Origin of the sequence: Bergeyella cardium (genome assembly GCF_009914665.1) — a bacterium.
In the GTDB taxonomy this organism is placed as follows: Bacteria; Bacteroidota; Bacteroidia; order Flavobacteriales; family Weeksellaceae; genus Bergeyella_A; species Bergeyella_A cardium.
In genome coordinates this window covers 566443-588479 of record NZ_CP029149.1, presented here as the reverse complement: position 1 = coordinate 588479, position 22037 = coordinate 566443, and the positions used below count along the sequence as shown (strand labels likewise).

Sequence of the window (22037 nt, the reverse complement as noted above, 5' to 3'; positions counted from 1 at the left end):
TACCTCTGATTATTATTGTTGAGGGCTTAAAAGTTCGTCAGAATTGCTTTTAATGCTTTATTTTAAATGAATAAATAAAAAGAAATCGAATAAGTGTTAAATATGGAATTTGTAAATTTTAGTTAGAAAAAAGATAAAAATCATACTGCAGCATCGCATTAATATTTGTAGTTTTGTGGCGTTTTATTTTTAAAAATCTTATCAATGGACGAAAAAACAATTTTTAATGGTGGCTTTCTCACCAAAAAATTACCAATAGCGCTTTGCTATTTATTTGCAACTACTGCTTTTGCCCAAAATGCAGAAGAAATAAAAGAAATACAGCAAAAAACTGAAGTCGCAAAACTGAGACTATTCAGTGGGATTACTCAAAAATCTACACTTAGCATCAATGCCCTAAAACAAAAAGCTCAGAAACTTAATATCCCTTTTGAAGGGAAGACTGCGAATGGAATCTTCCAGCTGCAAGGCTTTAACCAGAAGGGTAGACCTATATATTATATCACTTACAACGCAGGTGCTTCTAGTGCTACGGGAGCAAACCTGCTCAATACAGGCGGTGGCCATTATGAATTAGATGGTGATGGTATGCGTGTCTTTGAATGGGACGGTGGTGCTACGCTCGTAAGCCACCGAGAGTTTGGCGGTAGAGCAAAACAAAAAGATAACCCAAGAACAACAAGCCCGCATGCTACCCATGTGGCAGGTACAATGATAGCTTCTGGTATAGACAAACGAGCAAAAGGTATGGCTCCAAAAGCAGAACTCCACGCGTATGATTGGTATAGCGATCTTAATGAAATGAGCGATGCTGCAGCAAATGAAGGGGCCTTGCTCTCCAACCACTCTTATGGTATACCAGCTGGGTTTGTCTATGGAAGTTATTCTGGTCAGCCAGGCTGGCACTGGTTAGGAGAAGATGATGAGACCGAAGATAGCTACTTTGGAAAATATATAGATACAGATACTTCTTGGGATTTGGTAAGTAGGCTTGCGCCTTACTATCTACCTGTAAAAGCAGCGGGTAACCCAAGAGGAGATGGACCATCTCCAGGCTCTTATCACTTTGTGCGCACTGCTCAAAACACTTGGAAACGCTCCAATGAAGCAAGAGAGGTCAATGGTGGTGCAGATGGTTTTGATTGTATTTCTGCCAGTACAACGGGTAAAAATATACTCGTAGTAGCCGCTGCTGAGAAAATGCCAGGTGGCTATAAACAACCAAGCGATGTAAAGGTTGCGAGCTTCTCCGCTTTTGGGCCTACGGATGACGGTCGTATTAAGCCAGATATCACAGGTATTGGTGTAGATGTATTTTCTACCAATTCTTCAAACTCATCTTCTTATACTGTTATGAGTGGTACCTCTATGGCATCTCCTAATGTTACAGGTTCTTTACTCCTACTACAGGAGCATTACAAGAAGCTATACTCATCGTTTATGAAAAGTGCTACCCTTAAAGCCCTCGCAATACATACCGCAAATGAAGCTGGACCACACGATGGGCCTGACTATATGTTTGGCTGGGGATTGCTTAATGATTTTAAAGCCGCTCAGGTGATTTCTTTAAGAAATAAATTCTCATTAATCTCCGAAGAAAAGCTCAATAACAAACAAACGATTACAAAACAGCTCGTAGCCAAAGGTACAGAGCCATTAGTGGTAACTATAGCTTGGGATGATGCTGTGATTGAAAGAAAAGACCTCCCACAGGGTTTGAATAACCGCCAGTCAGTACTCGTGAATGACCTTGATATCAGGATTACCGATGGTACTAATGAATACTTCCCTTGGGTATTAGACCCTGACCACCCTGCCAATGCTGCTCAGCAGGCAGATAATGCAAGGGATAATGTAGAGCAAATCGTTATCAAGAATCCAGAAGCTGGGAAGACCTATACTCTTAAAATTACCCACAAAGGAGATTTGAAAGATAATGAAATTAGTGGAGGCTCTTATACCCTGATTAATGCTGCAAGCCAAGACTTCTCATTAATCGCTACAGGGGTAGAATTTGATGTGAAGAAAGACCTTACTATAAAGGCAATAAAACTCCCTCCAGCTAAGGACTTCTCCAATGCTACTCCTGTGGAAGTAGAAGTAGCCAATGAGGGTACTGAATCCGTTGCAGCAGGTGCAGTGCTCAAATACAAGGTTATCAATACAGATGATAATACAGAATCTGCTGAGGCTCAGGTAAGCCTTGATGCCGTTAGCGGTAAGTCTTCCATTAAAAAGACAATTACCGTAGATCTTTCCAAATCTTTTGCAAACTACACCATAGAAGCAGAAGTAGTATCCACAGAAGACGAGATTACCTTTAATAACAAGGCAACAGCTAAGGCATATAATACGATAGTAGATTTAACTGAGAAGAAATCTTCTTTCTCCTATGACTTTGAGTCTCCTTTTGATAAAAAAGGCTGGACAGCAGAAGATACAGATGATGATAAAAAGACTTGGATGATTCATTCTGACCGAACATTTGCCCACTCAGGTGCTCAGGTTGCAGTGAATTTCCCAGGGCATAAGACCACGAACGATTGGATGTTCTCCAATCCATTCCAAGTGAAGCCCAATACCCTTTACAGTCTTGAATTCTATGCTGCAAAATTAGATGAGAATAAAAAAGAAAGTCTCGAAGTCTTTATTGGAAATGAGGCTACTTCTACAGCAATGCTTACCAAGCTGGATAATAGCGCTGCGGAAGACCTTACCAATTCCTATGCGAAGTACTCCTATGAGTTCAGAACGCCTAGTACCGCAGACAAGCTCTTTATCGGTTTCCATCATAAGTCAGATACCGATAGCTATGCTGTAGCGGTAGATGATGTAGTCCTTCGCCACGCAGATGGAGAGCCAGTAGTCGCATTCAAAGCAGATAGGGTAAAAGCAAATTCTTATGAAGTCATCACCCTTAATAATGAAACTTTCTCTGCCGCTCAGCAGCCTGTAACCTCTTATGAATGGTCATTCAACCCAAATAAAGTCGCTTACCAAGACGGTACAAATGCTCATTCTAAAACTCCGAAAGTATTGCTTACCGAAAACGGACTTTATACCGTAACCCTTAAAGCTACCAATAGCGAGGGCACAGGTAGCCTTACCAAGGACAGCTATATCTCTATTCAGAATACTCCCGTAGTAGCAAGCTTTACTGAGACCGCTACTAAGATAGGAGAAGGCGAGACCATTACCTTTAAGAATACCTCTACGGGTAATCCTGTACCTACGAAGTTCAACTGGGTAATTACCCCAAGCGAGAATGTAGAGTTTACCTCTGGTACTTCTGCTGCTTCTGAGAACATTATTGTGAAGTTCAACAAATATGGTAAATACTCCGTAGCACTTACCGCAGAGTCCCCTCATAATGCAGACACTAAGGAAAAAGCAAAACTCATAAATGTAACCACTCTCTATCAAGGGGTAGGACAGGTGAATCACTCCCTCGATACTGCAGCGAAGACTCTTACCCTCAACTGGGAGAGACCGTTTATGAGACCAGATTATAACGAAGACTTTGAAGGTGCTACCGTACCAGTAGATATGACGGTGATAGATGCCAACCAAGATGGTAAAACTTGGGGACTCTCTACCAATTATAAGTCTACAGGTAAGAAAGGTATAGCAGTGTATTTCGCTAGGAATAACAAAGTGGCAGACGACTGGCTCATCACCCCAATGCAAAAAGCAGGTGCTGAGGAACTGGCGTTTGACTACTTCCACCAGTACAAGGAAAGGTATGATATCTATCTCATAGAAGCTACCCAAGGGGGTACCGTGCCGTCCGTAGATGAGATTAAAGCCAATGGCCATAAAATCTATACCGAAGAAGCTACTACGGGTAAAATGTCGAAGTTCGCTACTAAGGCTATCGATATTAAGCCTCATACGGCGAAGGACTTCTTCATCGCGTTCCATTACAGGTCTCTTCCGAAGGAGAGCTATGCAATAGCGCTCGATAATATCCAAGTAGGCTACAATAATGCAGGCAAAACCGATAGAAAAGCAGATAAATCCACCGAAGAAATCAAGGACTATAAAGCGATTTATGAAGCAGGTAAGGAGCTGATTAATATCGCTGCTATCGAGCAGATAACCCCTGTGGGCAAAGAAGAAATCCCTGTAAAAGAGTTCGGATTTACCACCGAGCCTAAGCTCAAAGGCTATGAAATCCATAGAAATGGCGTTAAGCTCAGCGATATCAGCGATGTGAATACCCTCTCTTTTGTGGATCATCTTACCGACAACGGCACCTATACCTACGATGTATATGCCCTTTATGAGGAGAATAGCGGTACCGTGAAGTCCGACAAAGAGAGCACTACGGTAGTGGTAACCAACCTCTCCACTTCCGAAGCGGCTAAGACTTCCACATTGAAGATTTACCCTAACCCGTCCAATGGCCACTTTACCATAGATGCCGGTACAGGAGTATCTCATATGAAGGCTGAAGTCTATGATATGGCTGGTAAGCTCGTCTTTAAGGGAGATTACAAGTCTGCACAAGCGGAGCTCGACCTCACTTCCTTCCCGAAAGGAGCATATCTGCTCTCAGTAGTTAATGACAGAGGCGAGAAGCAAACCGCTAAGCTCATCATCAAGTAGCTTATAGCGAATAGCCATTAGCTAAAAGAGAGTGTCTTTATTACAAAGGCACTCTTTTATTTTGGATAAAGTATCTCAATTGAGATATCTTTAAAAAATCTCCTTTTCTTATAAAAGGAAGATAATTCAAAAAGTGTTAAAATTTCCCTCCAATCGTACGAAAATTTTTTTTCTCTATGGAGGAGGAAAATTTTCTCCCGTACGGAGTCAAATTTTCTCCCGTATGAAAATTTTTTTTCTCCCGTATGAAAATTCGGGTCTATTATAACGATTGTTTACCAACGACTTACGGAGGTGAAAATCTGTACTTTTTGGGGGTTGGGGCAGTCGTTTTGGGGTGAATTTTTGCTTGTTTTCGGGCTAGGTTTTAGCCTTTTTTTCGGATTTTTCTTCAAAAACAGGCATTGAGATATCTTTAAAAAATCTCTTGTTCTTATAAAAGAAATGTAATTCTAATACACACAAAAGTACCCCTCTATACGAGCAGAGGTAAAACTCCACACGCTTGGAGCGAAATTTCCTCGCGTCAGGAAATAAAGCAGCTTTTAGTAATAGGGGTATAACTAAATGTAAAAAAAAGAATTAGTTATAAAAATAGGTAAAAATACCTGAAAATTAAATGGTTTCTTCTAAAAAAGGTGAAAATAATGGATGTACCGAAATGTAAATATTGTACCCTTTGTTACCTTTTTACTACCTTTTTTAAAGGGAATTTAAAAGCTCACTAAATGAAATAGAAAATTACCAATATAGTAGAGTGTATATACTACCGAAAAAGCCTTAAAACAATCGTTTTAGGGCTTTTCTTATGTTGTAAAGTAGAGCTGACCTATAAGTGAATTTATAGTTATAAGCCTACCCCAGAAGTAATCTATTTTTGTGTAAAAAAAAGGAATGGATTACCAAATGGATTACCAAATGGATTACCAAACAGCAGTAAAAAGATAGAAGCGTATAAAGATAGATGAGCAAGATACCCCATTAAAGTAGCAAAAAAAACCTCATAAATTAACCTTATTTGCAATAGCTATTTTAATAAAATGATATGCTATCAATTTACTTTCAGTATATTATCGGATATGTGCTATTAGGAGAATATAAAAAAGATGTGTGTATAAATTAATATTTTGAATAGTACTACTCTAATCTTACCACTCCTATAACAATAGAAATAGCATAAATCTGGGATAAATGCAGATCAAAAGGTTCGTATTTAGGATTTTCACTTACAATCTTGATATGATCTTCCTGCTCTGATTTAGCTACTCTTTTTATAATAGCCCCCTGGTTGGTATCTAATACATATACCTTATTCCATTGAAAGAAAATATCTTGCATTGGAACCCTTTTACAGGCAACTACATCTCCAGAGCTATACTTGGGGATCATAGACGAGCCTTTTACAGATATAAGATAGTCTGCCCCTCTAAACATTGGGATAACATATCTCTCACAATCTAATTCTAAAATAGAAATCTCTCCATTAGCTATACCAGCCATAGCATCTGTAGGAATAAGGGGGATACCTTCTTGCTCTTCTGCTCTGGTGGCAACAGGTAGATTACTACCTTGCTCCTCTTTAAGCATAGAACCTTTGCCTGTGAGAAGCCATTCAGCATTGATTTCAGGAATTTCAGATAAAATTTTATCTAAAAAGTCAGAATTAAGAGAAGTTAATTTCTGCTTCCCTTTGAAATTCCCATAAGTCATTCCAAAATTTTCAATAAATTTTTCTTTACCAATACCTTTGTAATCAGATATTTCCAAAATCCTCTCTTTGATATTAGATATTTTTTTATCCATCTCTCTTGTTTATTAGATATTTTTTTATCTACATTTGTCCCATCAAAAAATACAACCGAGACAATTAGCAAAATTATGAATAAAAAACATAAATACAACCAACGCATTATCTCTGAACTCTGTAAAAAGTATAGTGTAGAAGCAGATACCGTAAGGAAAAGCCTGCGAGGCGACCGTACAAGTGAGACCTCAGAGAATATAAAAAAGGATTACTACAAGGCACTCAGTGCCTTGAATAAAGTAACTGATGTAGTGTTAGAAGAAATTATAAACAGATAAATTAAAACAACATGAAAAATTTAATCATCCACCCACAATTTGGGGAAATTAGAATGAAAATGGAAAAAGGCGAACCAATTTTCTGTGCAAAAGACATCTGCAAAGCATTAGAATTAACAGATGTAGAAACTTCATTAAGAAAACTTGATAACGACGAAAAGCTGACCCGTAAAATTTACGCCTCAGGTCAAAATAGAGAAATGTTGTTTGTCAACGAAAGTGGTCTTTATACTTTAATAATGAGAAGTAACAAGCCTGAAGCTCGTAAGTTTCGTAAGTGGGTAACCAGTGAGGTACTACCAAGCATTAGAAAGTATGGGGTGTATAGCACAGACCCCAAAGTGATGGACAAGGCAAAAGCAAAAGCTGAGCAGAAGAGCATAAAAGAAATGCTAAGCGAGGTAAGAAGCCATCTTTCCTATACTGATATAAGGCTGGTAGCTAAGCAGTGTCGCTGTACAGAGTATGTAGTAGAGAGGGTTTTGCGAGGAGATCTAAAAGATACTTATATGCTTCAGCTTCTCTACGCTCGTAGCACAGGGAATAAGATTTTAGAAAAGCAATTTTACACAGCACAAGGAGCAGAACAGCTAATGAAAGCTTTGGTTAATAGATAAAAACGATAAAATAATAAGAGAATGAAATCAAGATTTTTTATTAAGAGCTGTACTTATCACAACTTATGTACAGGGGATATAGTGAAAAAGCTATTTGTGCAGACACCTTTTGGGTCAGCGTTAATTCCATACCGCTGGAAAAAAGTTAAATACTCTAAGAAAGACAGCTGTGATCACAGTATTTGGTTAGGAATATAACTTTTTCATCAATTTCCCGAAAAGCATACACCCAGAGGCAGGTACTGGGCGGGAGCAAAGACAACATTAGTAATAATTAATAAAATAATGCCACACTTCTGGAATAATACTGATAAAGTAGCCGTAATGGTAGATGAGCTGGTTCCAAGATTCTGGAGTAGTCAGAATATTCTATCTAAAGCTATTAGTAGGAATAGAAAAAATATCTATGGCATAAAGGCTTTACAGAATGGTTGCAGAAACCGTAAGCTGATTATAGATTTTGATAGCTTGCCAGGAGATATGCAAGAGGCATTAGGAGATCCAAGAAAATTACCTCACGCCCTATTATACTACTACAATACAGATACAGTAGCTGTAAATTTCTTTACGGAGTTTAAGAGATCAGATGGACACTATTTAACAGCTGATGAACAACAAAGGTATATAACAAATGCCAGTGTACTGATTGCTGTGCTAAAACTAAGAGCAAAGAGCATTACAGAAAGAATAAAACTGGGAAAATCTCTTAAAGGTATGAATACCTTCCTTTGTGAGGAGAGCAATACCTTTAATGATATTCTACAGAAGAGGTACGATATAAGCCATAATCTGCCTACTCATCCTACCAGATTTAAAGAGACCTTAAATGCTTTTGAAACTCCATTTAAATACAATGGAAAGGAGTATGAATATAATTTTATGTCTATTATTAAGGATGTAGAGGGTAAAAGGAAGCATCATCGCACCAAAATAAAAGATGATGTAAATATTGTTCTAAATGGATTATTTGCATATCAATCCCATAAACCCACTTATACAGAGATTCATAGAGCTTATGAAACTTTTCTTAGTGGCTATGCAGAAATTACAAATGAAGATACAGGAGAAATCTATAATCCAAAAGACTTTCCAGAACTTTCAGAGAGTACAATTAAGAGATTTCTTAGTAAGTGGGAGAATAAAATTGGTACTTATGCTGTGCGTTCTGGTAATAGACAAACCTATAAGGGAATGTTTATTCCACACGAGCAAATGGAACTTCCTACACTTGCGGGCTCATTACTCTCAATAGATGATAGACAGCCACCATTCTGGTATGATAAAGGCAAAAGACTATGGTTCTATATAGGTTTAGATGTAGCCAGTGACTGCATTACTTGCTTTGTATATGGTAAATCAAAAGAAGGTATTATACTAGAGTTTTATCGCCAACTTATAAGAAATTATTATCAATGGGGTGTTGAGCTACCATATGAACTGGAATGTGAATCATCACTTAATAGCTCTTTTACGAAAACCTTTCTGCAAAATGGATATATGTTCCAGAATGTGAGAATGGAAGCTAATAATGCGCAGGCTAAAATTATAGAGCGCAGATTTGGGCATTTGAGAAACAATATAGAGAAAAAAGCATATGGCTGGATAGCAAGACCTCACGCTAAAAGTGAAAGTAACCAAGCAAAAACTGGGAAAACACCGATTATTCCTTATGAAGACTTGGTATCTGCACGCCTTGCTGACTTGGAAGACTGGAATAATAGCCCAAGTAGATTAGATAAATCTATGAGCCGTTTTGAGTACTTCCTATCTAAACAAAAGCCAGATTTACCAAAAACAAATTATAAACTCTTACTTCCATATCTAGGGTATAAGGTTAAAACAAGTTGTAATGCTGGATATATCAACTTGCAAAGACAGAAAAGAGCTATAGCAGAAAATGGAGTAATCCTTACAGGAAATGACCTGATAGAAAAAATGAAGATGATAGAAGGAAAAGATATTGATGTCTATTGGCTCGACGATAATGAAGGTAATGTCCTCAAAGCAATGGCTTTCATTGGAAACAGATACATATGTGAGGTAAAGGAAATACCAAAATATCAGAGAGCAAAAGCAGAGCAAACCGAAAAAGATCTTATTAATAAAGCGATACAGGATGCTTATATGATGACCGTAGTGAGATTTGCTCAAAGACAAACTAAAAATATAGAACCTATTAACATCATTAATAACACTCCTCCACTGAAAAGGGTATATCAGATACAGGACCTTAAACGCTACGAAGCTCAAGAGATAGAAGAGCAAGAAGTAGAAATCATAGATGAAATAAATCAGGATGATGATGATATTCTCTATAATCCAAGTACAGGTTTGGAAAATGTAACTAGATGGAGAAAGAGCTTTCAGATATAAACAAGATTAACAAGAAAAAAAATCAATACAATGAAACTAGCAATAGAATTTAAGCAGAAAGTAAGAGACGCTATCTTCACTGATAGAGAAAACTACGGCGGTAATGATGGTGATTATGCAAAAAAGCTCAATATAAAGCCTTCTATTTTATCCCGGCTTAAAAAGGGTGAACTTGAAAAAATTATCAGTGATACACAATGGCTATTGATAGCAAATGAGCTAGGTGTAAAATTAAAAGATGATAACTGGAAAATAGCCCGCACAGTAGTATATAGCAATATAGAGGATAATCTTAATGTATGTAAAGAAGCAGGACTATCTATGATTTTAGTAGATGATTGTGGAATAGGTAAAACCCTTTGCGCAAAGCAGATTACTAAAAATATGAAAAATGCCTTCTATATAGATTGTTCACAGGCAAAAACTAAGCAATCTTTTATCCGACTTTTAGCAAAGACTCTTGGAGTAGATAACACAGGAAAGTATATAGATGTAAAGACTGCAATCAAAACTTACCTTATCTACTTGGATAAACCTCTTATTGTATTAGATGAAGCAGGAGATTTAGACTATAATGCCTTTTTAGAGTTAAAAGAACTCTGGAATGCAGTACCCAGAGAATGCGGTTGGTATATGATGGGAGCAGATGGACTACGAGCTAAAATAGACAGAGGAATAAACTGTAAAAAAGTAGGTTATGCAGAAATCTTTGATAGATATTCTAATTACATTAAGCTGGTACCTGATGGAACTGAGGATAAAGAAAGATTCTATAAACAGCTAATAGGAGATGTAGCTTCTGTAAATGTTAAGAATAAAAATGATATTAACAGAATGATTGCAGCTTGCATTAAGAAAGAAAAAGGACTAAGGTATTTAGAAACACTTATAAAAATAAATGCCTAATGAGAAGCTATACTATTAAGAATATACTGGACAGAAAGCTGAAAATACTTCCATTAGCAGGAATTTGGAGGCAAGTGTTTGGAGAACCCGAAAGAAATGGAAAAATGTGGATTGTCTATGGAGAAGAAAAAAATGGAAAAACTTGGTTTGCGATGCTCTTGGCTCAATATCTTAGCCAAAATGAACCAGTACTTTATATCTCAGCAGAAGAAGGTTTAGGGAAATCTTTTCAAGATGTAATTCTAAGGGCAAATTTCAATACGAGTAATAAGAAATTCAAAGCCTATGGATATACTCCTCTTAAAGAACTGAAAGAAACTCTAAATAAAAGATATGCCCCTAAAATCATCTTTATAGATAATGTAACCGTGTATGTAGAGGAACTTAAAAATGGTGGAGTACAAAGCCTTATAAAGGAAAATCCAGATAAGCTATTCATATTCATAGCCCACGAAGATAGAGGAGAACCTTATACATCAACAGCAAAGATGATTAAGAGGCTTGCAGATAGAATTATCAGAGTACAAGGTCTTACAGCTTTTGTAGGTGGTAGATTAGATGGTGAGAAATATATTATCAGCCAAGAAAAAGCAATGCTCATACACGGCTCACAGATAGTAGAAGAAAAATAGAAGAACTTTTAAACAGAAAAGCAATATAGAAATGGCAGAAATAATAGAAAACAAGAAGGAATTTAAGGTTATAAAGATGAGTAATGTAGAGGTATGTAGTGTATTTGGCGGATTTGGTATCTGTGATAGTTGCAATAGAAATTCAGATGAAGGCTACTATGTAGCAGTGCTTAATTTATGGTATTGCGAGCGATGTTACCAGTCTTTTTTAGAGACTGCAACCAACTACCCAGAAGATGGAAATATAGAAGAGATGAATTTTCAAAATGTATTAAAACACTTAGAATTATTAAAACAATAAAATTTAGAACAATGACAGCAATAGACATTACAAAACTTTCTCCAGAGGAGAGAAAAAAAGTGGTAGAACAAGCTAAGGAACTCGAAAGACAAGAAAAGGAAAAAAGAGCAGAAGCCAACAGGGCTTTGGAAGGATTAGCATCGGAGAGCGTACCAGCATCGTTTAGATTGCTAAAAGATGCTTCAGAAATCTTGCAACAAGCCAAAGAACAGATTTTTAGAAATTTTGAAAACTATTTGAAACTAAAAATCGAGACGCTAGGTATTAAAGCACGCAATCAACAGAGCCACACGATAAGTTTTGGAAACCAAAGCATTAAACTGGGTTACAGAATTACAGATGGTTACACAGATGAGGCGGGTTATGGTTTAGAAATGGTGCATCGCTTTTTGGGAACTTTGGCAAAGGACGAGGCTACTAAAAAGTTAGTCAATTCTATCCTTCGCCTCCTACAACGCAATGCTAAAGGTGATTTAGATAGCAAAAAAGTTTTAGAGCTTCGGCAAATTGCAGATAAAGATTTTCCTGATACCGACCTACAAAAAGGTGTGGAAATTATACAAAATTCCTATAAACCTAAGCTATCCCGATGGTTTGTGGAGGCTTATTACACAGATGGTGTGGGCATAGAGCGAAATTTACCACTTTCTATTACTTCGGTGGATTTACCAAATGAAGTAGATTTAACTTTTTTATTACCACAAGAAGACTAATTCTCAATTCCGCACAGGCAGGCATCGGGGTTCGAGCCCCCGAGCGGAGCAAAGTAAAATTTAAATATATGACATTATCATTTAAAACAAAAATCAATGGAAAGCCTACCTATTTTGTAGAGAAAATATGGGCTGGATTAGAAGAGCATTGTATAGACCCTTTTGATTTTGAAGCTAGAAGAACAGGGAAATATGAATTTAAAGATAATATAGATAGAAATCCTAAAATACATTCTATCCGAGAGGATAGAAAAAATCGGTGGAAGGAAGGGAAAAATATAGACTTTTTTATTAATTCTAGAACGGAGAATATGTTCCGATTTGCTCCAAAAATCGCTGTTATTTCTACTCAAGAATTGAAGATAAACTGGTTTTCAGATAAGAGAGACTTAGCGCCTTGCAAAGCAGGCGGAATATATAATTATGTGGAAGTAATTATTGATGGTAATCGTTTGGAAATCAAAGACATAGAACAATTGGCGGTAAATGATGGATTTGAATCAATAGAAGATTTCTTTGATTTTTTCAATCAGAGCTTCAAAGGCAAAATAATCCACTGGACAAAGTTTAAATATTATGGCAACAATTAAAAAATTACAGACAATTTTCTCTCAAAAGGGAATGAGCACAGAAGAACGCCACGAGGTGATTTATAATTTCACAGGTGGCAGGACTGAAAGTAGTAGAGAGCTAAGTGTACAAGAGCTCGAAGACTTATGCAATGCTCTGCAGGGGATTAAAAAGAGCAAGAGCAAATTAATAAGCGAGTGTCTTAAGATTTTAGAAGCAGAAGGCATACATCGCCCAGATGAGCCCGTGTGTGAAGAAATCAATGGACGATTTCTCCCTAATCAATGGTATCACCTAAATAGATGGATGCTTACACATAGTGTGTATAAGAAACCTCTGGCATTTCATACAATAGAGCAGTTGGAAGTGTTACGAAGGCAGTTATACAAGCTCGCTGAAAACAACAAAAAATCGGCTAAAAAAGCAACCACCAAAGCTTGGTGGAGAGAAGGTGTGAAAAATAAAACGCTAAACTGATGAGAACAATCAAAGATTTAGATTTAAAAGTAGAATATACAATAAAAATGCGCAATATAGAAGTTAGCGAGGAGGTATTTAAAGAACTCGAAAATGCGTATCATAATTTTGAAATTAATATGGATGAGCACCCTAATGCTCACGACTGGTTTGAAGATAATGTAGATGTAATGAGAGATTATATATATGCAGAGTACAAAGTAGACTCCTTCTGGGAGGATTATACTGATGAGATTAAGGAATAAAAAAATGAAAATACAAATCCATACAGAAGAGACTGAAATCTTAGAATTTCTTAACCAGATTACAGGTTCAAGGTTCAGACCTATAAAAACCAACCTCACGAAAATTACAGCCCTGCTTAAGGCAGGATTTCAAAAACAGGATTTTGCAGAGGTAATCCAGCTGAAAACTATCCAATGGAAGAATAACCCTAAAATGGCAGGCTATCTCTACCCTGGAACCTTATTCAGGGAGAGTAATTTTGAGAAGTATTATAACGAAGTCCAACAAGTGAAACAAAATCCAAAGATATATGCAGACTACTTCAAAAGCATTAACAAAATCGAGCGAAGTGCAGCCGACGACCTTGATGGTCTTACAGACTTGTACGGATAACAAGCAAGCCTTTAATCAACTTGCCAAAATGGAGCAAACGCTCACAATTCGGCAGAGCATCGAGCAGAAAGGTTTGATTTGTCAGCAGGGAGATAAAGTAAGCGTCATAAGGCAGATTATTAGGATTGTGGAGTACTTCCTGACCATTACAGGAAAAGAGCTTGAGAGCTTTCAAATACAGGTACTGGCAGGTGATTTATACGAGAAATTCAGTACAGATACAATAGAAGATATTGTGCTGATGCTGAAAAAGGCTCGGCAGGGAGATTTTGGTAAGCTCTACCGCTTTGACACTTTTGAAATGATGAACTGGGCAAATGCTTACCTGGAAGAGAAAGCTAAAGAGCGAGAAAAAATCCACTATGAGCAAAAGACCAAGGAGAATGGAGCAAGGCAGGAAAGTGAGGGAAAGTACTTCCACCAGCTCTCCAAGAAAGTACAGGAGCGGTTTAGAAAAATGATAAAGCCACTCCCCGAAAAGGAACCATTCCTACCGATGAAGGCAACAGAGATGATGACCGAGGAAAAGAGGAGAAAAGAGATTTATAAACTAATGGAAGATGATAAAAATAACAGAGAAAAATGATTTGATTACGATGGAAGTAAAGATAAATATGCCCCAAATGGAAGTGATAGATTTTCTGCACCAGAGGGGGTATGAAGTCAAAGGGTGGCTATGGAAATATGAAGATGAAACCTTTCCAGGTGGAGTAACTCAGCACGAATATTGGACATTTACTGCTACTAAGGATGGAGAAGAGCAAAGCGAGGAGAACCTTTATTTAAAGGTATTTGAAGCTGAAGCTCTGGAGGTGTTAAGAGAATTTATGATTAATAAAATATAAGATAATGAGATATAGAGTATTAATATGCTTAGCTTTGCTAAGCTCTTGTGAAGAACCTGAGGTAATGAATAGCGGTTATGTTGTTGGAAAGCAATTTGTGCCTGCTCACACAAAACATCGCCTTATTGGAAAAACACACTATACCAGTCATATACCAGATAAGTGGTTTATTTATGTGGCGGATAGCACTAAGATAGAGCGGTTCCAGGTTACAGAAAAAAGGTTCCTCAAACTAAAAGAGGGACAATATTTAAAAAAAGTATATAATAAATAGGATTTTCTTTTTTATTTTCCCACCTGCATAAGATATATGCAGGCGGTTTTTTTTAATATTTGTAGTCTAAATATATTAAACTCTACTATCATTTTAGTGATTTGATAATAGGTAAAAAAATACTATCTTTGCCATACATTTTATGGCATCTAAGAGATTACAAAAAAATACTTTACTTCGTTATAAAATTATCAGGGACATTTATCTGAAGTATAAAACAGAGGATATTCCTGACACTGTTGTATTGAGGAAATACATTTATCCTCAATTTCCTATAAGCCGAAGCACACTTAATACAGTGCTTAATACTCCTATTGACAAGTTGCTTTCTGAATGGTCTAACAATTATGCAGTCCAATAGTATAGCTTATTTTTATTTCTTGTACTCCATCGTCTCTGCGAGTAGAACTTAACTCTGACCTGATGAGCTTACCTGTAGTTTTGCTAGGTCTCCACCCGTGTAATTTTTGATGTACTTCCTGTACTATATTCCAAACTTCAAAGGCTTTCTGCTGTTGAGAAATTGGAGCACGATTACTGGAATTGGTTAGTTTTAACTGTGCAATAGTAATCTCAAAAGACAATATAGCTTCCTGCCTATTCTCTGGCGCAGCTCTATAATCTTTTCCTATATCACTAAACTGTCCCCCTAATAAAGTTACCAAAGCACACGGCCATTGCACAGGAATATCATTGCCATATAAATCTAATTGCCCCCAATTCTCATCAATATATTTAAGGGCAGAAACTTCATTTAATTTGTCTTTAATTGACATTAAAATTTCATTTATCATTTCTTCAAATTTTTTAAAATTGTTCGATTGAGTTCCTTTAGATTACTATCCACAACTCGTTTTATACATCGCTTGACTTGGGGGTGCTCCCCAATAATACGCCTTTCTTCTACTTTGATTACTTTACCGATAGGCATAAGAGCTAAGGATTTCCATTGTGAAGCTTCTATGCTTAATCTCTGAATTCTTTTATTCTTGGATACTTTACTTGTTATTGTTTTAGTGCTACTTCCTATTATTTCATAATATTTTGCCCAGAAGTAACGCTTCATTTTGGCTGTAACTACAATCTTTCCACCTTCGTTATGTATTGAAGCATAAGGCTGAGAATTACTAAATGTAATTTTGTTGTCCTGTATTTTTGCTTGGAAGCCTCTCCTAAGATTACCACTTCTCATCATTAAAGAACCACGATTGTTAATAAGTTTAGTGATAGGCCATTTCTTATCAAAAAAAGCTTTGCGCTCAAAGTTCCTGTCAAACTCATCTTTAAGTTCTACCCTTACATCATTTAAAATATTTTTCTGAAAGTCTTTTAAATCCATAGTTTTATAATAAAATATTGTACTTTTGCAAAAAACAGATAGCAATGGTTATTAATGGAGTTGAATACTTTGAGCCTTATAAGAATAAGGAGACGGATAAAATATACTGGCTTACTCCTATTGAAGAAACAGTAGGTGAGCATTTATTTTCTTTTGATTTACAAAAAGTATATAACTTATTTGCTGATTATCCGTGGAAACTATCAAAAGAAGAAAAAGAGCTATTTGATAGTGAAAATCCATATTGGTTTGAGTTTTTTCAAGATAGGCAATAATTATCTAAGTCTTCCACGAGAACCTTTTACTTGCTTATCTTCTGTAGTATTGATATAACCCAATAACTCTCTAAAGCTATTATTATTTAATTTTTCAATATCAATCAGCATAGAAGTTAAGATTATCTTTGTCCCATAGCTTGTTCGTGATTTTTTACAATCAAATCTATTCTTCAAAACATCAGTAGTTAGTGCTTTATAGCCATTAGAGACAGGACTTTGCAACTCTAAATACTGAAGTCCATTTTCTTTACTTTTTCTAATCACAGCTGCGTGTGCTCCTGTTATGAGTATGTATTCTTTATCCATTTTAACATTTGGTAAAAGCTTTTGTACACCTTTGAAATCATTAGATTCCCTTTCAAGAAATCCACCTACTTTTTCTGTTATATTTTTTAGGTTGCCTGACATTGCAAAGAAACTTCTACTATTTCCATCACGGAAATCAAGAACATCAAGTCCTAATTTATTCCCTGCATAAGCAAATGATAAAGAGGCGCAAGAGCCACGAGTTAAATCACCACCTCCTACTCTTGAGATAATTTCTTCTTCAGTCAGTGATTTTTTTAATGGCTTTACTTCATTATACTCAACCCCTACTTTTTTTAATTTTTCTATAGTGTCTTCAAATATATTTTCTTCTGCTAATTCCTTTTTTACCTTATCAGCATCCTTTACTTTATTATAAGGATGCTTAGGTGGAAAGATTTTTTCTTCTGCACCAGGATTAAATCTGAAAATTTCAAGTTTATTTTTTCCATCTTTTCCTATTTGAGTAGTAGCTAATTCCCCTACTTTTGCAGCAGCATCAGAGTCTGATAGTTCATATTTGCTTTTAAGAACTTCTACTACTGTACAACGACATCTCCAGCCATTAGGTGGATAATACAGAAGCCAGAAATCATCTTCTGGAGGTAGGGTTGTATTATGAAGAGCTTGGTGTTCATTTCTTACCCTGTCATCATTAGCGGTTCTATATTGAAGATCATATCGTCCACCCTCATTGATTTCAGCCCAGTTAGCAGCTGCTTGAGAGCTGGAAATAGCGAATTGATATTCTGCTTCAAGATAATTTTGATTATAATCTCTATTAAGTCTATTAAACTCATTGGCAAAGCTGTCATAACTTCTTATTTTGCTTGTATCTTTATCTATTAGTAAGGTGGTGGCTTCTAAGAGCTGAGCGTGGGTTTTAAGTCCAGAAAACAGGAAAATATCATTTTGTAATTTATTTTTCATTCGTTCTGGAATATCATTGTCTTTTATAGTTGCATCAAAGATTTTATAAGTTTCTTTGATGAGTTTTTTATACGGAGCATCATTTATATCTTCAACTTTATAGCCCCCTTTTTTATATAGGTATTTAAATGCTTTTTCAGCAGAGTTTAAAACAGCTTTAAATTTTTTTTCATCGCTATTTGCTGTGAGGTTTATTTTTTTAGACTTACACTCATCACAACTGCATTCATATAGAAAACTTAACCGAAGATGTAATCCGCCAAAATAGTCTTTTGGGCTGATAGCTGTAGTACTACCAGCCCCTAAACGAAAAAACTTTCAGCAATATTAAAATTAGGGCCGCCTCCTAATAATAGATTTTCTTTTTTTCCTGTTACTGCAATTCCAAATTTGTCTTTTATCCACTTAGGATCTACCTCATAGTGATTGAGAGCTTGAGCTGTTCTCTCCCAAAGGGTGTCTAAATCTTCTGAAGTTTCCCAGCTAAATACATAGTCAGCGGGTATAATTCCAATGCGAGCAAGCGCTGGCATTACACGAGCATTCATATACATTTCCACAAGCGCCATATCTGCAAGCACTAACTTGGAAAGCATTTTTTGAGCAGACTCATCTTTACTACGGTTACCGTGCTCAGTATCCTGCCCTATAATAGCACCAGAGATAAGCATTGAATTTTGATTATCACAGAGCCTGATAAGATTATTATATACATCTCCATTGGTAGAAACACCTTTTGCCCACTCAAATTCTTCTGTAGTATCAATAATAAACCACGCAGCAGAACCCATATCTCGCATCATCTGCTTACCTCGTGCCAGCGCCTGTGGATCTTGTGTATCTGTTTTATACACTCGAGGCGGTATGCCATAAATCTCGCAGAGCTCTGACCAGCAGGAAATGGAAAACCTTTTGAATAGACAATGCGGAATAGCCTTATTGAGTAATCCCATTTCACCAGGTATTCCAAATTCTAATATCCAAGTACCATATTCAGGAATTTCCCTATATTTAATACCCTTTTCTTCATTATAGTCAAGTAACAATGTCCCAGATTTGGGCAGAATGTTTTGTCTTGGGAATAGATTAGCTTTTAGTACAGGTTCTTCCTGTCCCAATTGAACCCAATCTAACTCAATAACGGATAGTCCATAAAATCTAGTGTTAAGAATTTGCTTAATGATTTCATTAAAGAGCTCAGAGTTTTGGAAAGTATCTGTAAGATCCTGATCAATATCCTTAGAACCTTTCTTTTTCAGATTGAAAGTAGAACCAAGAGTATTTTGTATTCTGTTTTCAATCTGCGAAGTTAGTAAGGCATCATCCAGTATATAATCATAGAGATTATAAAGCAACCAGGAAGAGGGATTATCTGTATTTCTAAAAGCATTTTGGGCAGTTTTCATCTTAGATATATCTTGCCGATTCATACTAATAGACTTATCTACAAGGCTCGGATAAAGGTTACTCCTAGTGGATTTTTTTGCAGTATTTGATTTTTTATTATAATTATTCTTTGCCATAAGAGTTTGATTTTTTTTGTATATATTCAAGAGGGCTATTATTCGTGGTTAAATTTAGGTCTTGAACCATAGATAAAAGTGGATTGTTTATCTTCTGATAAGTCATCTTTAATCTGTGGGAGATTATCTAAATTTACATCTCCTTTTGCTAGTTGCTTAAGCCAACTAATTGCACGATCATAGCGCTCTTTAGTCCGCTCATAAAGAAAATCAGCATTACATAGCTCCGCAATATAATATTTAGCAATAGTACAGGTATGAGACACTAAAAGAGTGTTTCTCTTATCTCCTTTTGCCGAAAATATCTTTTCAATATCATATTTAAGGCGTCCATCATTCCATTCTCTTTTATTATTAGCTACAAGATAGCTTCTTACTTCACTTTCGGCAGCTGCTATAGCTTGTAAGGTAATATCATTATTTCCCTCTGTTATTTGCTCTATTTGGTATTTATAAATAACACCCCCTAAATCTGAAATTTCTAAAAACATAGTAATATTAAAAATGTCTGTTATCTATTTGCTCAAAGGCATAGCTTATATCTTCTTTTACTACTCTGGTATCAATCATCGTTTTTGCTCCTTCTACAGCATCAGGACCGTCCATTTCTTTGGAATCTTTGGACACTCCCAGCCATTGGTCTTCCATTTCAACCATCATAGGATTATCCTTCTCTTTTTCATTAAAAATAATATTACCATCATTATTATCATCGGCCATATTCTCCAATCGTTCAAACTTATCTGCTTTCTTTCTCTTATCTTCTCGTACAGGAAGTTTTATACCGTGCTCTTTCCTATATTTCTCTAAAAGAGGTTTAATCACTTGCTGATAGTGCGGATCTTGCAGACTATTGTTTTCAATAAATATTTTTTTTGTGTCAATACCATTTCTATCTAAAAAGTGATAAACCTGTCCAATCCAATTAACCATTTCAGAATTGGTAGCTTTACCAAGCCAAACTTTATAGATATAATATTTACCCTCATAAAGGCCAACAATAACCACGGCTTTGGAGCTGCTTTTTTTCTCTTTATTATTGGAAGGAGAGGGATCTATATAGGTTACTAATTTCTCACACTTTTTAAGGGGAGGACATTTTCCATAAACGAATTGAGTAAAGGTTTCTCCTTCTGCTACTGGATTGTTGTAATACTCTTTCTGCTGGGCTTTTTTAGAAATCTTTCTTTTTCCTTTAGAATTGTAAAACATTCGGTGTATTGCTTCTGGAGTATTTTTATCTGGCCAGGTAGATATGCCTTTTTTATCTGTGAGATTTACGATATCCCAGTAGTCTGCTAATTCCCCTAAAATGGTGATTGTACAGTATTTAGCAATGATGTTTCCATTAATTATAATGAGCAAATCAGTATCTACATCACGAGTAGCAAAAGCAGCTTCTTGTAGCCAGTCTGTAGCATTTTTTACACGGTCCTTATTTCTACATTTCTCATCAGTATCAAAGTCATCGATTAATATTCCATCAGGCCTAAAAGCATCATTTCTTGTACCTCTGGGAGATTGCCCCTCACCGAGGGCGCGGAAAGAAAAACCTGCCTTTGAAGTAAATTCGTGCTCTTCCCACTTACCGATGAGTTTTTGCTGACCATAATCATTGATAATTCTATTATTAGACTCTAATATTATTTTATATGGTTGAAGGAGGCGGACAGCATTGTCTTGAGTATCGGCAATCATTAGCCAATTCTTTTTCTTCCCTGTTAATGATAGATATAACACTTCCATCATAGTTCTGGTAGATTTAGCAAGAGAACGAGCCCAAGATCGGACTTCCATCCATTCACTATTTTCAATTACTCGTTTGCTAGCTTTAATATGGAAAGCAGCAGGTTTATGTTTATAAAAATTAGGAAAATAATATTCAAACCACTTTTCATAATTAGTTTCTAAACCCTGCATTCTCTTCTTTTTCTGAGTTTCAGTCTCATTTAAATCTACAGGTGTTTTTCGGGAAATATTTTCCCGAAAAGATTGCCAATCTTCTATATGTTTCCTATAAGATTTCTTATCCATTTTTCAATAATTGACGAATAAACATATCAAAGTATTCGCTGATTTCTTGAGCTTTTTCAAAGTCCATATCACGGACAAACTCTACAAAAGCCATTGCCGTCTGTACAGTCTCTCCGATAGAAGTTTCCCCCTCTAATTTCTGTATGGAATTTGTAATTTGTATAATGGTATTAGACTCCTTACTGGTAGGAAAATTGCCTATTTTTATTGGGTAATCAGTCTCATTATACTCAGGATATTCTATATACTCATTACCATCTTTATCCTTTAATTTAATAGGCTTTAAAAGGTGGGCAGGAATATCATAGATTATTTTTCTGGTAGCGATTTCTTCATTGAGTTTCTCCAGCTGGTTATAGAAATGATTAATTTGGCTGGCTTTTGTAGCCATCAGGGATTTTTTTAGTTTTTTCCATTCTCCATCATTTTCAGAAATCCAGTTTCGTAGAGTTTTATCAGTTACCCCTACTTTCTCTGCTATTTCTTTCTGCGAAAAAGATTTCTCAGTATAAAGGAACTTAGCATACTCTTTTTGTTCCGTTTTCTTTAGTCCCATAGTTATAAGTTTTTGGCAAAGTTGCTTTTATAAGCTATGGGATTAAAAAAGTTGT

The 22037-nt window shown here is 36.1% G+C and carries 24 protein-coding genes; 16 read left to right on the top strand and 8 right to left on the bottom strand.

Features of this window, described 5'->3' with window-relative positions; genetic code table 11:
- Nucleotides 1-204 precede the first annotated feature (204 nt).
- A complete protein-coding gene (locus tag DBX24_RS02695) occupies nt 205-4608 on the top strand; it encodes a S8 family serine peptidase (RefSeq protein WP_260392832.1) in 4404 nt (1467 codons plus the stop codon).
- 1137 nt (nt 4609-5745) lie between these two features.
- Here DBX24_RS02695 and DBX24_RS02690 read toward each other — a convergent pair.
- Complete coding sequence (locus DBX24_RS02690) at nt 5746-6411, bottom strand: S24 family peptidase (protein WP_160223910.1); 666 nt, start codon at nt 6409-6411, stop codon at nt 5746-5748.
- A gap of 75 nt (nt 6412-6486) precedes the next feature.
- Here DBX24_RS02690 and DBX24_RS02685 point away from each other — a divergent pair, with 75 nt between their 5' ends.
- From DBX24_RS02685 to DBX24_RS02620, 14 genes are all read left to right on the top strand, one after another.
- A complete protein-coding gene (locus DBX24_RS02685) occupies nt 6487-6690 on the top strand; it encodes a hypothetical protein (RefSeq protein ID WP_160223909.1) in 204 nt (67 codons plus the stop codon).
- 11 nt (nt 6691-6701) lie between these two features.
- Nucleotides 6702-7307: a BRO-N domain-containing protein gene (locus DBX24_RS02680; RefSeq protein ID WP_160223908.1), complete on the top strand. Its 606-nt coding sequence runs from the start codon at nt 6702-6704 to the stop codon at nt 7305-7307.
- 285 nt (nt 7308-7592) lie between these two features.
- Complete coding sequence (locus DBX24_RS02675; RefSeq protein ID WP_160223907.1) at nt 7593-9680, top strand: hypothetical protein; 2088 nt, start codon at nt 7593-7595, stop codon at nt 9678-9680.
- A gap of 30 nt (nt 9681-9710) precedes the next feature.
- Nucleotides 9711-10586: an AAA family ATPase gene (locus DBX24_RS02670; RefSeq protein ID WP_160223906.1), complete on the top strand. Its 876-nt coding sequence runs from the start codon at nt 9711-9713 to the stop codon at nt 10584-10586.
- The gene (locus tag DBX24_RS02665; protein WP_160223905.1) at nt 10586-11218 is read left to right on the top strand and encodes an AAA family ATPase; all 633 of its coding nucleotides are present in this window, start codon (nt 10586-10588) and stop codon (nt 11216-11218) included. Before DBX24_RS02670 ends, DBX24_RS02665 begins: the two co-directional genes overlap by 1 nt.
- A 31-nt stretch (nt 11219-11249) precedes the next feature.
- The gene (locus tag DBX24_RS02660) at nt 11250-11519 is read left to right on the top strand and encodes a demethylase (protein ID WP_160223904.1); all 270 of its coding nucleotides are present in this window, start codon (nt 11250-11252) and stop codon (nt 11517-11519) included.
- A gap of 11 nt (nt 11520-11530) precedes the next feature.
- A complete protein-coding gene (locus DBX24_RS02655) occupies nt 11531-12232 on the top strand; it encodes a hypothetical protein (RefSeq protein WP_160223903.1) in 702 nt (233 codons plus the stop codon).
- Nucleotides 12233-12300: 68 nt separating this feature from the next.
- Entirely contained in the window at nt 12301-12822 is a 522-nt protein-coding gene (locus tag DBX24_RS02650) for a hypothetical protein (protein WP_160223902.1), read from the top strand.
- Entirely contained in the window at nt 12809-13279 is a 471-nt protein-coding gene (locus DBX24_RS02645) for a hypothetical protein (protein WP_160223901.1), read from the top strand. Before DBX24_RS02650 ends, DBX24_RS02645 begins: the two co-directional genes overlap by 14 nt.
- Complete coding sequence (locus DBX24_RS02640) at nt 13279-13524, top strand: hypothetical protein (RefSeq protein ID WP_160223900.1); 246 nt, start codon at nt 13279-13281, stop codon at nt 13522-13524. The genes DBX24_RS02645 and DBX24_RS02640 overlap by 1 nt, the downstream gene beginning before the upstream one ends.
- A gap of 4 nt (nt 13525-13528) precedes the next feature.
- Nucleotides 13529-13897: a conserved phage C-terminal domain-containing protein gene (locus DBX24_RS02635; RefSeq protein ID WP_160223899.1), complete on the top strand. Its 369-nt coding sequence runs from the start codon at nt 13529-13531 to the stop codon at nt 13895-13897.
- Entirely contained in the window at nt 13815-14483 is a 669-nt protein-coding gene (locus DBX24_RS02630) for a hypothetical protein (RefSeq protein WP_160223898.1), read from the top strand. The genes DBX24_RS02635 and DBX24_RS02630 overlap by 83 nt, the downstream gene beginning before the upstream one ends.
- Nucleotides 14458-14742, top strand: a complete 285-nt coding sequence (locus tag DBX24_RS02625; RefSeq protein ID WP_160223897.1) for a hypothetical protein — start codon at nt 14458-14460, stop codon at nt 14740-14742. The genes DBX24_RS02630 and DBX24_RS02625 overlap by 26 nt, the downstream gene beginning before the upstream one ends.
- Nucleotides 14743-14746: 4 nt before the next feature.
- On the top strand, nt 14747-15016 hold the full coding sequence (locus tag DBX24_RS02620) for a hypothetical protein (protein ID WP_160223896.1): 270 nt from the start codon (nt 14747-14749) through the stop codon (nt 15014-15016).
- A gap of 338 nt (nt 15017-15354) precedes the next feature.
- Here DBX24_RS02620 and DBX24_RS02615 read toward each other — a convergent pair whose 3' ends face one another.
- Nucleotides 15355-15792, bottom strand: coding sequence for a hypothetical protein (locus DBX24_RS02615; RefSeq protein WP_260392831.1), 438 nt, complete (start codon nt 15790-15792; stop codon nt 15355-15357).
- A gap of 14 nt (nt 15793-15806) precedes the next feature.
- Entirely contained in the window at nt 15807-16355 is a 549-nt protein-coding gene (locus DBX24_RS02610; protein WP_160223894.1) for a phage virion morphogenesis protein, read from the bottom strand.
- A gap of 44 nt (nt 16356-16399) precedes the next feature.
- On the opposite strand from DBX24_RS02610, the gene DBX24_RS02605 reads away from it, so the two are divergent.
- Nucleotides 16400-16630, top strand: coding sequence for a DUF7675 family protein (locus DBX24_RS02605; protein WP_160223893.1), 231 nt, complete (start codon nt 16400-16402; stop codon nt 16628-16630).
- On the opposite strand, the gene DBX24_RS02600 is transcribed toward DBX24_RS02605, so the two are convergent.
- The 5 genes from DBX24_RS02600 to DBX24_RS02580 all read right to left on the bottom strand — a co-directional run bounded on the left by DBX24_RS02600 (nt 16631) and on the right by DBX24_RS02580 (nt 21982).
- Entirely contained in the window at nt 16631-17869 is a 1239-nt protein-coding gene (locus DBX24_RS02600) for a phage head morphogenesis protein (protein ID WP_160223892.1), read from the bottom strand.
- Between the two features lie 302 nt (nt 17870-18171).
- Entirely contained in the window at nt 18172-19392 is a 1221-nt protein-coding gene (locus DBX24_RS02595) for a phage portal protein family protein (protein ID WP_160223891.1), read from the bottom strand.
- Between the two features lie 38 nt (nt 19393-19430).
- The gene (locus DBX24_RS02590) at nt 19431-19883 is read right to left on the bottom strand and encodes a phage protein Gp36 family protein (RefSeq protein WP_160223890.1); all 453 of its coding nucleotides are present in this window, start codon (nt 19881-19883) and stop codon (nt 19431-19433) included.
- A gap of 7 nt (nt 19884-19890) precedes the next feature.
- The gene (locus tag DBX24_RS02585) at nt 19891-21426 is read right to left on the bottom strand and encodes a hypothetical protein (protein ID WP_160223889.1); all 1536 of its coding nucleotides are present in this window, start codon (nt 21424-21426) and stop codon (nt 19891-19893) included.
- The gene (locus tag DBX24_RS02580) at nt 21419-21982 is read right to left on the bottom strand and encodes a hypothetical protein (protein ID WP_160223888.1); all 564 of its coding nucleotides are present in this window, start codon (nt 21980-21982) and stop codon (nt 21419-21421) included. Before DBX24_RS02580 ends, DBX24_RS02585 begins: the two co-directional genes overlap by 8 nt.
- Nucleotides 21983-22037 lie beyond the last annotated feature (55 nt).

Excerpts from the sequence above, each read along its gene's own strand:
- DBX24_RS02620 (WP_160223896.1), top strand. The coding sequence starts at position 14,747 with ATGAGATATAGAGTATTAATATGCTTAGCTTTGCTAAGCTCTTGTGAA.
- DBX24_RS02685 (WP_160223909.1), top strand. The coding sequence starts at position 6,487 with ATGAATAAAAAACATAAATACAACCAACGCATTATCTCTGAACTCTGT.
- DBX24_RS02595 (WP_160223891.1), bottom strand. The coding sequence starts at position 19,392 with ATGGCAAAGAATAATTATAATAAAAAATCAAATACTGCAAAAAAATCC.
- DBX24_RS02680 (WP_160223908.1), top strand. The coding sequence starts at position 6,702 with ATGAAAAATTTAATCATCCACCCACAATTTGGGGAAATTAGAATGAAA.
- DBX24_RS02640 (WP_160223900.1), top strand. The coding sequence starts at position 13,279 with ATGAGAACAATCAAAGATTTAGATTTAAAAGTAGAATATACAATAAAA.
- DBX24_RS02650 (WP_160223902.1), top strand. The coding sequence starts at position 12,301 with ATGACATTATCATTTAAAACAAAAATCAATGGAAAGCCTACCTATTTT.
- DBX24_RS02670 (WP_160223906.1), top strand. The coding sequence starts at position 9,711 with ATGAAACTAGCAATAGAATTTAAGCAGAAAGTAAGAGACGCTATCTTC.
- DBX24_RS02590 (WP_160223890.1), bottom strand. The coding sequence starts at position 19,883 with ATGTTTTTAGAAATTTCAGATTTAGGGGGTGTTATTTATAAATACCAA.
- DBX24_RS02615 (WP_260392831.1), bottom strand. The coding sequence starts at position 15,792 with ATGTCAATTAAAGACAAATTAAATGAAGTTTCTGCCCTTAAATATATT.
- DBX24_RS02580 (WP_160223888.1), bottom strand. The coding sequence starts at position 21,982 with ATGGGACTAAAGAAAACGGAACAAAAAGAGTATGCTAAGTTCCTTTAT.
- DBX24_RS02635 (WP_160223899.1), top strand. The coding sequence starts at position 13,529 with ATGAAAATACAAATCCATACAGAAGAGACTGAAATCTTAGAATTTCTT.
- DBX24_RS02605 (WP_160223893.1), top strand. The coding sequence starts at position 16,400 with ATGGTTATTAATGGAGTTGAATACTTTGAGCCTTATAAGAATAAGGAG.
- DBX24_RS02690 (WP_160223910.1), bottom strand. The coding sequence starts at position 6,411 with ATGGATAAAAAAATATCTAATATCAAAGAGAGGATTTTGGAAATATCT.
- DBX24_RS02610 (WP_160223894.1), bottom strand. The coding sequence starts at position 16,355 with ATGGATTTAAAAGACTTTCAGAAAAATATTTTAAATGATGTAAGGGTA.
- DBX24_RS02600 (WP_160223892.1), bottom strand. The coding sequence starts at position 17,869 with ATGAAAAATAAATTACAAAATGATATTTTCCTGTTTTCTGGACTTAAA.
- DBX24_RS02630 (WP_160223898.1), top strand. The coding sequence starts at position 13,815 with ATGCAGACTACTTCAAAAGCATTAACAAAATCGAGCGAAGTGCAGCCG.
- DBX24_RS02585 (WP_160223889.1), bottom strand. The coding sequence starts at position 21,426 with ATGGATAAGAAATCTTATAGGAAACATATAGAAGATTGGCAATCTTTT.
- DBX24_RS02645 (WP_160223901.1), top strand. The coding sequence starts at position 12,809 with ATGGCAACAATTAAAAAATTACAGACAATTTTCTCTCAAAAGGGAATG.
- DBX24_RS02675 (WP_160223907.1), top strand. The coding sequence starts at position 7,593 with ATGCCACACTTCTGGAATAATACTGATAAAGTAGCCGTAATGGTAGAT.
- DBX24_RS02625 (WP_160223897.1), top strand. The coding sequence starts at position 14,458 with ATGATAAAAATAACAGAGAAAAATGATTTGATTACGATGGAAGTAAAG.
- DBX24_RS02660 (WP_160223904.1), top strand. The coding sequence starts at position 11,250 with ATGGCAGAAATAATAGAAAACAAGAAGGAATTTAAGGTTATAAAGATG.
- DBX24_RS02665 (WP_160223905.1), top strand. The coding sequence starts at position 10,586 with ATGAGAAGCTATACTATTAAGAATATACTGGACAGAAAGCTGAAAATA.
- DBX24_RS02695 (WP_260392832.1), top strand. The coding sequence starts at position 205 with ATGGACGAAAAAACAATTTTTAATGGTGGCTTTCTCACCAAAAAATTA.
- DBX24_RS02655 (WP_160223903.1), top strand. The coding sequence starts at position 11,531 with ATGACAGCAATAGACATTACAAAACTTTCTCCAGAGGAGAGAAAAAAA.